General features: G+C 65.0%; 16 protein-coding genes. 13 read left to right on the top strand and 3 right to left on the bottom strand.

Going from position 1 to position 13,839, the window contains the following annotated elements; all coding sequences use genetic code 11:
* Positions 1-34 precede the first annotated feature (34 nt).
* The 3 genes from secB to EWM63_RS11555 form a co-directional block, all read right to left on the bottom strand.
* Positions 35-511, bottom strand: coding sequence for a protein-export chaperone SecB (gene secB / locus EWM63_RS11565; protein ID WP_130186651.1), 477 nt, complete (start codon positions 509-511; stop codon positions 35-37).
* Between the two features lie 133 nt (positions 512-644).
* The gene (gene grxC, locus EWM63_RS11560; RefSeq protein ID WP_130186650.1) at positions 645-905 is read right to left on the bottom strand and encodes a glutaredoxin 3; all 261 of its coding nucleotides are present in this window, start codon (positions 903-905) and stop codon (positions 645-647) included.
* Positions 906-920: 15 nt separating this feature from the next.
* Positions 921-1,322 carry a rhodanese-like domain-containing protein gene (locus EWM63_RS11555; RefSeq protein WP_130186649.1) on the bottom strand — a complete coding sequence of 134 codons (402 nt, stop codon included), beginning with the start codon at positions 1,320-1,322 and terminating at the stop codon, positions 921-923.
* A 101-nt stretch (positions 1,323-1,423) separates the two neighbouring features.
* Here EWM63_RS11555 and gpmA point away from each other — a divergent pair, with 101 nt between their 5' ends.
* The 13 genes from gpmA to gspD all read left to right on the top strand — a co-directional run bounded on the left by gpmA (position 1,424) and on the right by gspD (position 13,822).
* A complete protein-coding gene (gene gpmA, locus EWM63_RS11550) occupies positions 1,424-2,170 on the top strand; it encodes a 2,3-diphosphoglycerate-dependent phosphoglycerate mutase (RefSeq protein ID WP_130186648.1) in 747 nt (248 codons plus the stop codon).
* Between the two features lie 6 nt (positions 2,171-2,176).
* Positions 2,177-3,664: a murein hydrolase activator EnvC family protein gene (locus tag EWM63_RS11545; RefSeq protein WP_130186647.1), complete on the top strand. Its 1,488-nt coding sequence runs from the start codon at positions 2,177-2,179 to the stop codon at positions 3,662-3,664.
* A gap of 161 nt (positions 3,665-3,825) precedes the next feature.
* The gene (locus EWM63_RS11540; RefSeq protein WP_130186646.1) at positions 3,826-5,313 is read left to right on the top strand and encodes a S41 family peptidase; all 1,488 of its coding nucleotides are present in this window, start codon (positions 3,826-3,828) and stop codon (positions 5,311-5,313) included.
* Between the two features lie 28 nt (positions 5,314-5,341).
* The gene (locus tag EWM63_RS11535; protein ID WP_130190328.1) at positions 5,342-6,088 is read left to right on the top strand and encodes a HesA/MoeB/ThiF family protein; all 747 of its coding nucleotides are present in this window, start codon (positions 5,342-5,344) and stop codon (positions 6,086-6,088) included.
* A gap of 184 nt (positions 6,089-6,272) precedes the next feature.
* Positions 6,273-6,716 (top strand): type II secretion system major pseudopilin GspG, encoded by a 444-nt coding sequence (gene gspG, locus EWM63_RS11530; protein ID WP_130186645.1) that lies wholly within the window; start codon positions 6,273-6,275, stop codon positions 6,714-6,716.
* A 15-nt stretch (positions 6,717-6,731) separates the two neighbouring features.
* Positions 6,732-7,190, top strand: a complete 459-nt coding sequence (gspH, locus tag EWM63_RS11525; RefSeq protein ID WP_130186644.1) for a type II secretion system minor pseudopilin GspH — start codon at positions 6,732-6,734, stop codon at positions 7,188-7,190.
* Position 7,191: 1 nt separating this feature from the next.
* Positions 7,192-7,575: a type II secretion system minor pseudopilin GspI gene (gene gspI / locus EWM63_RS11520; protein ID WP_130186643.1), complete on the top strand. Its 384-nt coding sequence runs from the start codon at positions 7,192-7,194 to the stop codon at positions 7,573-7,575.
* Complete coding sequence (locus tag EWM63_RS11515; protein WP_130186642.1) at positions 7,572-8,168, top strand: prepilin-type N-terminal cleavage/methylation domain-containing protein; 597 nt, start codon at positions 7,572-7,574, stop codon at positions 8,166-8,168. Before gspI ends, EWM63_RS11515 begins: the two co-directional genes overlap by 4 nt.
* Positions 8,165-9,091: a type II secretion system minor pseudopilin GspK gene (gene gspK / locus EWM63_RS11510; RefSeq protein WP_307720851.1), complete on the top strand. Its 927-nt coding sequence runs from the start codon at positions 8,165-8,167 to the stop codon at positions 9,089-9,091. Before EWM63_RS11515 ends, gspK begins: the two co-directional genes overlap by 4 nt.
* 15 nt (positions 9,092-9,106) lie before the next feature.
* Positions 9,107-10,336: a type II secretion system protein GspL gene (gene gspL / locus EWM63_RS11505; RefSeq protein WP_130186641.1), complete on the top strand. Its 1,230-nt coding sequence runs from the start codon at positions 9,107-9,109 to the stop codon at positions 10,334-10,336.
* Entirely contained in the window at positions 10,333-10,863 is a 531-nt protein-coding gene (locus EWM63_RS11500) for a type II secretion system protein M (protein WP_229487858.1), read from the top strand. The genes gspL and EWM63_RS11500 overlap by 4 nt, the downstream gene beginning before the upstream one ends.
* Positions 10,860-11,633, top strand: coding sequence for a type II secretion system protein N (gene gspN / locus EWM63_RS11495; RefSeq protein ID WP_130186639.1), 774 nt, complete (start codon positions 10,860-10,862; stop codon positions 11,631-11,633). Before EWM63_RS11500 ends, gspN begins: the two co-directional genes overlap by 4 nt.
* Positions 11,633-13,822 (top strand): type II secretion system secretin GspD, encoded by a 2,190-nt coding sequence (gene gspD / locus EWM63_RS11490; protein WP_130186638.1) that lies wholly within the window; start codon positions 11,633-11,635, stop codon positions 13,820-13,822. The genes gspN and gspD overlap by 1 nt, the downstream gene beginning before the upstream one ends.
* Positions 13,823-13,839 lie beyond the last annotated feature (17 nt).

The following is a 13,839-nucleotide window of genomic DNA, read 5'->3' as shown; positions in this document are numbered from 1 at the left end:
GGGAAATCATCCCGGCCGCTCCTGTTCAGCCGGATTACTGAACGGTGTTCGTGCCTTCGCCAGCCTTGGCTTGCTGTTCGGCGATTGCCTGCAGGCGCTGCTGGTAGAACACTTCGAAGTTGATCTCGGCCAGGTGCACTGGCGGGAAGCCGGCGCGGGTGATCAGGTCGGCGATGTTGGCGCGCAGATACGGGTACACGATGTTCGGGCAGCCGATGCCCAGCAGCGGATCGAGCTGTTCGGCCGGGATATTGCGTGCTTCGAAAATGCCTGCCTGCTTGCCTTCTACCAGGAACGCCACCTTGTCGGCCACCTTGGCGGTCACGGTGATCGTCACCGTGGATTCGAAGATGCCTTCCTGCAGGGGTACGGCGCCGACATCCAGGGCCACTTCGATCGACGGGGCTTGCTGTTCCAGGAAGATGCCTGGGGAATTCGGCTGTTCCAGCGACATGTCTTTCAGGTAGACGCGTTGGATTTGGAATACGGGTTGCAGGTTTTCGTCAGACATGGAACGCTTTCATTGAATTGGACAGATGATTATGTCGCCCGCCCAGGATGGCCTGGATCAAACGCGTGGGCAATTGTAGCAAAACAAATATGCCTGCCAGCCTTTTTTTGCCCAGCGCCGTCATTTTCTTAAACTAGCCATTCAGTAGCGGATCCAGGCGGCCGGCCTGGTCCAGCGCATACAGATCGTCGAAGCCGCCAACGTGGGTGTCGCCGACATAAATCTGCGGCACCGTGCGCCGCCCGGTTTTCTGCATCATCACCTGGCGCTGGGCCGGATCGAGGTCGACACGGATCTTGTCGATATTCTTGATGCCCTTGCTTTCCAGCAGCCGCTCGGCGCGAATGCAATAAGGGCAGATGGCGGTGGTGTACATGGTTACTTGAGCGGTCATGGCGGTATCCTTCCTTTATTTGGTGATTGGCAAACCCTGGGTTTTCCACGCTTCGATGCCGCCGTCCAGGACGACCACATCGGCGAACCCCGCCTTTTCCAGAATCTTTGCGGCACCACTGGCCCGCGTCCCTTTTTGGCAGACGACCACGGCCGTCCTGTTCTTGAATTTTTCCAGCTCGCCACTGCGCTTGGCCAGTTCGCCCAGCGGAATATTCCGTGCATCCGGCAGGTGGCCCGCGCCGAAGGCCGCGGCATCGCGTACGTCCACAATGGTGGCCTTGGACCGGTTTATCAACAGCGTAACCTGTTGCGGGCTCGCTTTTTTGCCCCGTTGCGTCAGCGCTGGCCACAGCAAGGCGCCACCCGACAACACGGCAATGCCAACGAGAAAGATATGGTCGAGGATGAATTTCACTTAGCTTCCAATGGTTGAAGTCAATCCGCGCATTATAAAATAGAAGACGAACAACGGCTCCGGCCGACGATTTCCCCATCCCCCCAGAAGAAGATTGCCCTATGTATAAAATTGTTTTCATGCGTCATGGCGAGTCCACGTGGAATCTCGAGAACCGTTTCACCGGCTGGACCGACGTGGACCTGACCGAAAAAGGCGTGAAGGAAGCGAAGGCCGCCGGCGAAGTACTGAAGAACGAAGGCTATACGTTCGACCTGTGCTACACCTCCGTGCTGAAGCGCGCCATCCGCACGCTGTGGCTGACGCTCGATGAAATGGACCTGATGTACCTGCCGGTCAAGAACGACTGGCGCCTGAACGAGCGCCACTACGGCGCCCTGCAGGGACTGGACAAGGGTGAAACGGCCGCCAAGTTCGGCGACAAGCAGGTATTGGTCTGGCGCCGCAGCTATGACATTCCGCCACCCGCGCTGGAAGAGGGCGACGACCGCGCATCCTTCAACGATCCGCGCTATGCCGGCCTGGCAAAGGAACAGATCCCGCTGACCGAATGCCTGAAGGACACGGTGGCGCGCGTGTTGCCGGCCTGGAACGAGGAAATCGCTCCCGCCATCAAGGCTGGCCGCAAGATCCTGATCTCGGCCCATGGCAACAGCCTGCGCGCGCTGATCAAGATGCTGGACAATATCAGCGACGAGGAAATCGTTGGCCTGAACATCCCGAACGGCCAGCCGCTTGTGTATGAACTGGATGCCGACCTGAAGCCGATCCGCCACTACTACCTGGGCGACCCCGCCGCGATCGCCGCCGCGCAGGCAGCCGTGGCCAACCAGGGCAAGGCCAAGTAACGTTCGATGTCACTCAACCGTTCGCAGCGCGCCCGCGCTTTGTTTGCCGCGCTGGGCGTAGCCGCGGCGCTGGCCTTCGGCGGGGGCGATGCCCTCGCCGCAGCCAAACAGACCAACCGCAGCAAGCAGAAGGCCGCCGCCGAGGTGGAGCGCGCCGCACTGCAGCAAAAACTCAATGCCCTGAAGCGCGATATCGGCCAGACCGAAAGCGCGCGCGAGGATGCCGCCGACACGCTGGCCGAATCCGAACAGGCGATCTCGAATGCCAACCGCCAGTTGCGCGAACTGGCGGCCGAAACCGAAGCCACCACGGCGAAGATTACCGAGCTGTCCACCGAACGCGAGCGGCTGGCCGGCACCATCGCCAGCCAGAAAGGACAGCTGGCGAAGCTGTTGCGCGAGCAGTACGTGGCCGGCAACGAAGACCGGATCAAGCTACTGCTTTCGGGCGACAACCCGAACCGCATCAACCGCGACCTGCAACTGATGTCCTACGTGTCGCAGGCCCAGGCCGCGCTGATCGAATCGCTGCGCACCAACCTCGCGGCGGTGGAAACCAACCAGGCCGAGGCGCAGAACGCCCGCGACGAGCTGGTGGAGATCGCCGACGAGGAACGCCAGCAGAAAGCGCTGCTGGAACAACAGAAGACGAAGCACGCCGCGCTGGTGGCCAGCCTGTCGCAGAAACTCGATACGCAGCGCAAGGAAGTGGGCCGCATCGAGCGCGACGAACAGCGCATGGGCGCACTGGTGACCCGGCTGAACAAGCTGATCGAGGAACAGGCGCGCGCTGCCGCGGCCGAAAAGGCCCGCCAGGAACGGCTGGCGGCGCAGCGTGCGGCGAAAGCCAAGGCCGAAGCGGAAGCACGGGCGCTCGCCGCGGCAAAGGCCAAGGCCGAGCGCGAGCGGCTGGCGCGGGAAAGCCGGGAACAGCGCCAGGCGCAAAAGGACGCACAGGACAGGGAACCGAAGGTCGTGCAAAAGCCCGAACCGAAACCGGAACCGAAGATCGCGCAGCGCGAGCCCGTGAAGCCGGAACCGCGCGAGGAAGCCGCCGCACGACCGTCCGAGGTCGCACTGGCGCCAGCGGCACCGGCGGGGGCGTTCGCCAGCCTGAAAGGGCAGATGCGCGCCCCGGTAGGGGGCCGCGTGGCCGCGCGCTTCGGCAGCAAGCGGGGCGACGGTCCGAGCTGGAAGGGGGTCTTCATCCTGGCCGGCGAAGGCGCGGAAATCCGCAGCGTCGCCCAGGGCCGCGTCGTGTTTGCCGATTGGTTGCGCGGTTTCGGCAACCTGATCATCGTCGACCATGGCGGCCAGTACATGAGCATCTACGGCAATAACCAGTCGCTGCTCAAGCGTGTGGGCGACGTGGTCAAGGGCGGCGACGTCATCGCCGCCGCCGGCAACAGCGGTGGCAACGAGGAATCGGGTTTATACTTCGAGCTGCGCCACCAGGGCCGGGCGTTCGACCCTGCCGGGTGGGTGAAGTTTTAACCAAGGTTCTGGCAAAAGTTCTGACAAAACTTCGGACAAACCCGGTGACAGGCGCCCTTTCCGGGCGGGGTGCCAGGGAAGCGCCCCTGGCACCTGGCACCTGGCACCTGATACCGCCGCCTCGCCGTCGCACCTCAGTGGAACATCCTCAGTGGAAATCAATGGGTAAGAAACTCAAGAGTATTGGCCTGATCGGCCTGGGCATGGTGGCCGGCGTTGCCGCCTCCATGAACTTTTCCGCGCTCGCCCAGCGGATCGACGCCCCGTTGCCGCTGGAAGAGCTGCGCCAGTTGTCGGACGTGTTCGGCCTGATCAAGACCGATTACGTGGAAAACGTCGACGACAAGAAGCTGTTGCAGGAAGCGATCGCCGGCATGGTGTCGTCGCTCGATCCGCACTCGGTGTACCTGGATGAAAAGGCATTCCGCGAAATGCGCGAGTCGGTGCAGGGCAAGTTCGTCGGCATCGGCATCGAAGTCTCCACCGAGGATGGCTACGTGAAGGTGGTATCGCCGATCGAGGATACGCCCGCGTTCAAGGCCGGTATCCGCTCCGGCGACCTGATCACCCGCATCGACAACGTGCCATTGAAAGGCCTGTCGCTGGATGAGTCGATCAAGAAGATGCGCGGCGAGCCGCGCACCAAGGTCGTGCTGACGATTTCGCGCAAGGGCGACGACAAGCCGCTCATCGTGCCGATCGTGCGCGAGGAGATCCGCGTGCAGAGCGTGAAGGCGAAGGTGGTGGAACCGGGCTACGTGTGGCTGCGCATCTCGCAGTTCCAGGAACCCACGCTTGACGAGATGGTCAAGAAGCTGTCAAGCCTGTACGAGAAAAACCCGGACATCAAGGGCATCGTGCTCGACCTGCGCAACGACCCGGGCGGCGTGGTGCCGGGCGCGATCGGCGTATCGGCCGCGTTCCTGCCGAAGGATTCCGTGGTCGTTTCCACCAATGGCCAGCTGGCCGATTCCAAGCAGACGTTCTACGCGCGGCCGGAATACTATGCCGGTCGCCACCCGGGCGATCCGCTGGCGAAGCTGCCCGCGGCCGTGAAGACGGTGCCGCTGGTGGTGCTCGTCAATGCCGGCTCGGCTTCCGCTTCCGAGATCGTGGCCGGTGCGCTGCAGGATTACAAGCGCGCCATCGTGATGGGCAGCACCACGTTCGGCAAGGGCTCGGTGCAGACCCTGCGCCAGTTGACCGCCGATACGGCCGTCAAGCTGACGACCGCGCGCTACTACACGCCGAAAGGCCGGGCGATCCAGGCCAAGGGCATCGAACCGGACGTGCACGTGGATGAAACACCCGAAGGCGACGGCTTGAACAGCCTGCGCCTGCGCGAAGCCGACCTGGAAAAACACCTGTCCGGCGACGACAAGGAAAGCCGCCCGGTGCGCCATGACGAGCTGGAAGAAGAGCAGCGCATCCTGGCACTGGCGAAAAGCCAGAAGCCCGTCGAATTCGGCAGCAAGGACGATTTCCAGCTGGCCCAGGCGCTGAACCACTTCAAGGGCTTGCCGGTAAAGCTGGCCAAGGCCGATACGCCGGCGGAAAAACGCGCCGGGGAAATCCTCGTCAAGCCGGAGACGAAGACGGACGTGGTCAAGCCGGAAGATAAAAAGGCGCCGCCCTCGCAGGTGAAGTAAGCACATGAACGAGCACATGAGCGAAGGCATGAACGACCAGCAGCTGCTGCGCTATTCGCGGCATATCCTCCTCGACGAGATCGGCATCGAGGGGCAGCAGAAACTTTTGTCCGCACGCGTGCTCGTCATCGGTGCCGGCGGCCTCGGTTCGCCGGCGGTGCTGTATCTTGCCTCGGCCGGTGTCGGCCACCTGACCATCGTCGACGACGACGATGTCGATCTCACGAACCTGCAGCGCCAGATCGCCCATACCACAGCCCGCGTCGGCCAACCCAAGGCGCTGTCGGCGCGGGAGTCGGTTGCCGCGATCAACCCGGACGTGCAGGTGACCGCGCTGGTCGAACGCGTCGACGATGCCCGCCTTGCCGAACTGGCGGCGGCAAGCGACGTGGTCCTCGACTGCACCGACAACTTCGCGACCCGCCACGCGGTCAACCGCGCCTGCGTGGCAGCGCGCGTGCCGCTCGTTTCCGGCGCCGTGATCCGCTTCGACGGCCAGGTCAGCGTCTTCGATCCGCGCCACGACGGTGCGCCATGCTACTCGTGCCTGTTCCCGCAGGACCAGGCCTTCGAGGACGTGGCGTGTTCGACGATGGGCGTGTTCGCGCCGCTGGTGGGTGTCGTCGGTGCGATGCAGGCGGCCGAGGCATTGAAGATCGTGATGGGCATCGGCACCTCGCTGGCCGGCCGGCTGCTGCTGCTCGACGGCCTGCGCATGGAGTGGAGCAGCATCGGCGTGGGCCGCGCCGGCGGCTGCCCGGTCTGCGGCCAATAAGCCGGTAAAGCCGGAACCGCTGACAAAACCGGTGACAGACACCGGTTTTCCTGGAACATTTCCTGGAAAATGGTGCCTGTCACCGGTTCTCCAGTAACTTCTCTTTACGTCCTTTTTCACCGTCGTGTAGCAATTCAGGCTTATACTTCCGCACTCTGCATTTTCATCGTCACCCTGAAGCTTCATGAAAAAAGGTCTCCATCTCACGCGCCGCGCGCGTGGTTTCACCCTCATCGAAATCATGGTGGTCGTCGTCATCATGGGCGTGCTGGCCGCGCTCGTGGTGCCGAAGCTGCTGTCGCGCACCGGCGAATCGAAGGTCGCCGCGGCGAAGGTCGACATCGCCACGATCATGCAATCGTTGAAACTGTATAAACTTGATAACACCCGGTACCCGACCACCGAGCAGGGCCTGCAGGCGCTGCTGGTGAAGCCCACGTCCGGTCCGGCCGCCAACGGCTGGAAGGAAGGCGGCTACCTGGAAAAGATGCCGAAGGATCCATGGGGCTTCCAGTACCAGTACCTGTCGCCCGGCATCAAGGGCGAGGTGGACGTGTTCTCGACCGGCGCCGACGGCCAGCCGGGCGGTACCGGCGAGGATGCCGACATCGGCTCCTGGGAAAACTAAGTCCCGGGCCGCAGGATGCGCCAGCGCGGCTTTACCCTGATCGAGCTGCTGGTGGTGCTGGTCATCATTGGCCTCACGCTGGGCCTGGTCACGATGAACGTGGCACCGAGCGGGCGCCAGGCAATGCAACAGGAGGCACAGCGCGTGGCCTTACTGCTGCAACTGGCGCGCGACGAGGCGATCGTGCGCAACCGGCCGATCGCATTCGAAGCGGGCGCGCAGGGCTACCGCTTTCTGGTGCGCGAAGGGCGCGAATGGAAGACGCTGCCGCAAGACGACATGCTGCGCGAACGCGAATTCAAGCGTACCCCGATGACCCTGCTGCTCGATCCCTCCACCAATCTTCCCGGTGCGCCAATGCGCATCGTGTTCGGCCGCGAGCCGGTCGACAAGCCGTTCGTGCTCACGCTGGCCCATGGCGATGTGCGCACCGCGGTGCGGGCCGATGGCATCGGCCATTTCACGGTTGAGTGACATGAAGCGTTCCGCAAACGGGAAGCAGGCGGGTTTCACGCTGCTGGAAGTGCTCGTGGCCCTGTTCATCGTCGGCACCGCGCTGGTCGCCGCATTGCAGGCGATCGGCAGCCTGACCCGCAACAGCGAAGGCCTGCGCACGACGATGATGGCCACCTGGTCGGCCGAGAACCGCCTGGTGCAGATCCGCCTGGGCAAGGTGTTCCCATCGGTCGGCAAGACATCGTTCGCGTGTCCGCAGGGCGACCTGCAACTGCAGTGCGAGGAAGAAGTGATCATCTCGCCGAACCCGCTGCTGCGGCGCGTGGAAGTGTCCGTGTACGACGCGGCCAGGCCGCAGCGCCGCATCATCAAGCTGGTACAACTGGTGCTGAAGGAACGATGAAACAGCGCGGTTTCACTCTCATCGAACTGCTGGTGGCGATCACCATCCTGGCCATTGTGGCCGTGCTGGGCTGGCGAGGGCTGGACAGCATCCTGCGTTCGCGCGTCTCGCTGACGCAGCAGATGGAACACACGCGCGGCGTCCAGCTCGCCTTCGCGCAATTGCAGAACGACCTGGAACAGCTGGCCCGCAAGGACGTGATCGGGCAGCGGCAAAACCTGGTGGCCGACAACCTGCGGCTGATCTTCGTGCGCACCCATGCACCCGACCAGGGCCCCACGCAACTGGTGGTGGTCAGCTATCGCCTGCGCGACGGCGTGCTGGCACGGCGCGAATCGGCCGCCACGCGCGATCTCGTGCAGCTTGATGCGCTGTGGCAGGCCGCGGTCTCCGACGCCGACCCGGTGCAGGGCGTGGCCCTGCATGCCGGCGTGTCCGGCATGGGCGTGCGCCTATGGGTGAACGGTGCCTGGACCGCGCCGCAGAACAGTACCGGCGGCGCCGTGAACGAGCCGGATGGCCTGGAAATGTCGCTGCAATTGATGCGCGAGCCGAATCCGATGGTGAAGGTGCTGCTGCTGGGGGATACATGATGCGCGGCCTGCAGCGCCAGCGCGGCGTCGCCGTCGTCACCGCACTGCTGTTGACGACGCTGGCGGTCACGATCGTGGCCAGCCTGTTCTGGCAGCAGCAGGTGCAGGTGCGTTCCGTGGAAAACCAGCGGCTGCACCTGCAGACACGCTGGATCCTGCGTGGCGCGCTCGACTGGGCGCGGCTGATCCTGCGGCAGGACGGCCTGGATTACCCGAACTTCACCCGGGCCGACGGCGTGTGGGCCACACCGCTGGCGGAAACGCGGCTGGACCAGTACGTGGAGCGCGAGCGGGTCGAGGGCGAGGATTACGATGCCACCTTGCAGGGGCAGATCTACGATGCGCAGTCGCGTTACAATCTGACCAACCTGGCTGGCGTCAAGGCGGTCATAGACCCTGAAGTGAAGGTCTTTGCGCAGCTGCTGACTGTGCTGCAGCTCGATGCCGGCCTCGCGCGGGCCGCGGCAGAGTATGCGATGAGGTCCAAGGTGGCGGGGCAAGCCGGAAACGGCAATGCACCGCTGGCATTCCAGCGCGTGGAGGATTTGCTCGCCGTGGGCTTTCCGCAAGCGGCCGTCGAGCGGCTGCGTGACTTCGTGGTCGTGCTGCCTGAAGCGACCGGGATCAACGTGAACACGGCACCCGCCGAAGTGCTTGCCGCCATCGACGAAGGCATGTCGCTGTCCCAGGCCCAGTCGGTGGTCGCATCGCGCAAGCGCAAGCCGTTCAATGACATCAGTGAATTTACCGGCATGTTGCAGAACCCGGTACCGCCGGGGATTGTCAGCGTGCACAGCAACTATTTCCTCGTGCTGAGCCAAGTAAGGCTGGACCGGGCCGCCATGGAATCGTGGGCACTGATTTATCGGCTGCCGCCGGCCCAGGGAGCGCGGACCACTGTGAAGTGGATCCGGGAAATCTAAGGAAAGCAAACCGTTTTGACGACTCTCTACATAAACTACCCGGCCCGCGCCGCCGCGGCCGACATCGGCGCCGCCTGCGCCTATGCGCAGGTGGGCGACGGCGGCAACGTGCTGCAGCAGGGCGCCGGCGCGCTGGGCAAGCTGGGCGACCTGGTGGCGGCAAGCCGCAAGGTGGTGCTGCTGTTGGCGGCGGCCGACGTGACGCTGCTGCGCGCTGCCGTGCCGCCGTTGACCGGCAGCCGCCTGAAGGCGGCGATCCCCAACCTCGTCGAGGAACAATTGCTGGGCGATCCGGCCGACTGCGTGTTCGCGCTCGGCCCGGCGCAGCCCGGCGGCAGCGAACGCACGGTGGCGGTGGTGCAGCGCGCCTGGCTGGATGTGCTGGTCAAGGCGCTCGTGCAGCAGGGCGCTCGCACCGTGTCCGCGCTGCCGGCCCAACTGTGCCTGCCGCTGGCAGCCGGCGGCGTGTCCGCATTGCTCGCCAACGACGAAGGCGGCATGGAGCTGACATTGCGTACCGGCCCTTACGAAGGGATTGGCCTGGCTTTGCCGGCGCAGCCCGATGCGGCGCTGGAGGTGCTGCGCGCCCTGGCCGGCGAGGCACCCGTCACGCTGTACGTGCCGGCTGCCCAGCGCGCGCACTATGAATCGCTGCTGCCCACTGTCACGGGTATCACGCTGGAAGAGGATCACTGGGCGCACCGCATCGCGGCCAGCAAGGCCGTGCAGCTCGACCTGGCCGCTGGCCTTGGCGCGGCGAGCGGCGCCCGGGCGCAGGCCTGGAAGCAGTGGCGCTGGCCGCTGCGGCTGGCGCTGGTGGCGGTGCTGGTCAATATCGTGGCGCTGAACGTGGAATGGCTGCGCATGAAACGCGAGGCCGAAGGATTGCGCCAGTCGATGGTGCAGATCTTCCGCGCCGCCTACCCGAATGAAAAGGTGGTGCTCGATCCGGCCGCGCAGCTGCGCGGGAATCTCGCCCGCGCCAAGGCGGGCAGCGGCGAAATGGGCAGCGATGACTTCACGGCGCTTGCCGCCGCATTCGGCGAGGCGCTCGGAGGGCTGCCACGGCGCGATGTCGTGGCCGGCCTCGAGTACCGCGAACGCGCCCTCATCGTGCGGTTGAAGCCGGGCAGCGTGGATGGGGGCGCCCTGGTGCAGGTGCAGGCGCAACTGGCGCCACGGGGATTGACGTTGACGGAAACGGGCGCGGGAACATGGGAACTGCGTGCGGGAGGCAAATCGTGAGCGATGTAAGAAATGGACTTGCCGGCCTTCGCGCATCGGCCGCGGGATTCTGGAGCGCACGCACGGAACAGGAACGCCGCTTTCTCACGGCCGGCAGCATCGTCGTCGGCCTGGCGCTGGTGTATGCGATCCTGGTCGACCCGGCGCTGACGGGCCGTGAACGGCTGCGCAAGGAACTGCCGGCACTGCGCCAGCAAACGGCGGAGATGCAGGCACTGGCCGCGCAGGCAGCGCAGTTGGGGGCGCAGGCGCCGGCACAGGTGCAGCCGCTGTCGCGCGACCGGCTGAACGCGACGCTGGCGGCGCGCGGCCTGGATCCGCAAAACCTTGCCGTGACCGGCGACTACGTGAAAGTGGACTTCAAGGGCGTGCAGTTCGCCGGCCTCGTCACGTGGCTCGATGCCGCGCGGCGCGAAGAACGGCTGGCGGTGCAGGAAGCTAAGATCGGCACGCCGGGCGGCAAGGAAGACAGCGCGGGCCTCGTCGACGCCACGCTGACGCTGCGCCAGGAAGCGGGCAGCCGATGAAGCGCACCTTCCTGTGGCTGCTGGCGATCGCCATCACCGCGGTCTTCACGCTGCTCGTCTTCTTCCCGGCGAGCTGGGTGGCCGCGCTGGTGGAAAAGCAGACCGGCGGGCGGCTCACGCTGGGCGATGCGCAAGGCACGCTGTGGCGCGGCTCGGCCTTCGTCGGCGGTGCCGCCAGCGGCAACAGCGCCGTGACGCCGCTGCTGCCGGGGCGCTTCGCCTGGAAGCTGTCGCCGCTGTCGCTGCTGGGCAGCGTGCGCATGGAACTGGACAATCCGGAAGCGCTGACGCAACCCGTCAACTTCACGGGCAGCTGGCGCGCCTGGCAACTGAGCCCTGCCGCGCTGAAGTTGCCGGCCGATGGCTTGGCCGGCCTGGGGGCGCCGCTGAACACGCTCGCGCTGTCCGGCCGGCTGCAACTGGCGTGGACGTCGCTGGCGCTCGCGCTGGAAAACAAGGCCTTCCTGGTCAACGGCGTCACCACGCTGCAGATGGGCGACATGTCGTCGCGCCTGGCGCCGATCCGGCCATTGGGCAGCTACCAGCTGGCGCTGGACTGGAAGGGCCAGCAGGCCGCCGTCGCGCTGACATCCGTGAAAGGGCCGCTGCTGCTGACCGGCAGCGGCCAGCTGCGCAACGGCCGGTTGCAATTTTCCGGCCAGGCCGAAGCGGCCGCCGGCTATGAAGACACCCTGGGCAACCTGCTCAACCTGCTGGGCCAGCGCCGCAATATCGGCGGCAAAAACATCATCGCACTCGAGTTCAGATAATGAAAACTGCAAGCAAATACCAACTTCCCGCGCTGCGGCGCCTGTCCGCCGGCGCGCTGCTGTGCTGCGTGCTGTCCTCTTCCATGGGGCCGGCCTGGGCGGCGCCGCAGGATGAAGCCGCGCTGAACTTCGTCGGTGCCGATATCGAATCCGTCATCAAGGCGGTAGGGCATTACACCAATATCACGTTCCTGATCGATCCTCGCGTAAAAGGCACGATCACGCTCGTATCGGAGAAATCGATCAGCAAGTCCCAGGCCTTTGCACTGCTGACGTCCGCACTGCGTCTGCAGGGCTACGCGATCGTCAGTGGCGACGGCTTTGCGAAGGTGGTGCCCGAAGCGGAAGCAAAGCTGCAGGCCACGCCCACGATCGTGAAAGGACAGGTCGCACCGAAGGGCGACCAGGTAGCCACCCAGGTCTTCCAGCTCAATCATGAATCGGCGGCGAACCTCGTCGGCGTGCTGCGACCGCTGATTTCCACGAACAACACGATCAACGCGAACCCTGGCAACAACACGCTGGTGATCACCGACTATGCGGACAACCTGAAGCGGCTGTCGAAGATCATCGCGGCGATGGATACACCGGCTTCGGCGGACATGGACGTGATCCCCGTGCGCAACGCGATCGCCAGCGACATCGCCTCGATGATCAACAAGCTGATGGAACCGGGCAAGGGCGGCGATGGCGGCGGGCAGATGTCCGTGCTGGCCGATCCGCGCACCAATTCGCTGGTGCTGCGCGCGCCATCGGTGGCGCGCGCCAACCTGGCCCGTTCCCTGATCGCCAAGCTGGACATGCCGACCTCGCAGTCGGGCAACGTGCACGTGGTGTACCTGAAGAACGCCGATGCCACGCAGCTGGCCGAAACGCTGCGCGCCGTGATGTCGGGCGAAGCGCCGGCCACCGGCGGCACGTCCGGGAATGCGCTGAACAACCAGGCCACGATGCAGACCGGGGCCAACAACACGATCGGCCAGACCGGCACGTCGACGACGAATGCCGGGCCGACGAATCCGCTGCTGTCATCGAACCGCAGCGGCACGCAACAAGGCACCGCGGGCGGCTCGGCTGGCTTCATCCAGGCCGACGCGTCGACCAACACGCTGATCATCACCGCGCCCGAAGCGATCTACCGCAACCTGCGCGCCGTGATCGACCAGCTCGACGTGCGCCGCGCCCAGGTGTACATCGAGGCGCTGATCGTCGAGGTGTCGCTCGACAAGGCGTCCGAGTTCGGCGTGCAGTGGGTGGGCGCTTCCGGCAACAGCGACAGTACCTACCGGATCGGCGGCCTGCAGTCGTTCTCCAGCGGCGGCAACAACCTGGTCAACGTGTACAACGGCGCCAGTGCCCCCAGCAACGGCCTGACGATCGGCATCTTCAAGCAGCTGGCGGACGGCAAGTTCGGCCTGGGCGCCGTGGCGCACACGCTGGAAACGACCGGCAACGGCAACATCCTGTCGACGCCGAACATGATCACGCTGGACAATGAAGTGGCCACCATCCGCGTGGGGCAGAACGTGCCGATCCTGACCGGCCAGTTCACCACGACTTCCGGCACCAATACCAACCCGTTCCAGACCATCGACCGCAAGGACGTGGGCCTGACGCTGAAGGTGAAGCCGCAGATTTCCGAGGGCGGCACGATCAAGCTGGCGATCTACAACGAATCGTCGTCGGTGGACCAGTCGTCGCTGTCCGCCACGGCCGGCATCACGCTCAATACGCGCGTCATCGAGAACAACGTGATCGCCGACGATGGCCAGATCATCGTGCTCGGTGGCCTGATCGAGGACACGGCATCCGACGGCGTGGAGAAAATTCGCGGCCTGGGCGATATCCCGGTGCTGGGGAACCTGTTCAAGTACAACACGCGGGCGCGCAAGAAAACCAACCTGATGGTATTCCTGCGCCCGGTCGTCATCCGCAACAAGGAGCAGAGCATGAGCCTGGCCGCGGACCGCTACGACTACATGCGCGCGTCCGGCGCCGAGTTCAAGCCGAGCGACACGATCCTGATGCGCCAGCTGGGCGGGCCGCAACTGCCGGTACTGAACAATGGCGTGCCGGTCGGCTCGCCGACAGTGGCGGCACCCGTACCGGCCGCGCCCGTGCCGGCGGGGGCGCCGGGAGCGGCCCAGCCGGTGCCGCCAACGCCGCAGCAAACAACGCCGCAGCAGTGATGCTCACCCATCTGAAC

Origin of the sequence: Pseudoduganella lutea (assembly GCF_004209755.1) — a bacterium.
GTDB classification, from domain to species: Bacteria; Pseudomonadota; Gammaproteobacteria; order Burkholderiales; family Burkholderiaceae_D; genus Rugamonas; species Rugamonas lutea.
Note: the sequence above shows the minus strand (reverse complement) of the source record. Positions and strands in the feature narration are given on the sequence as shown.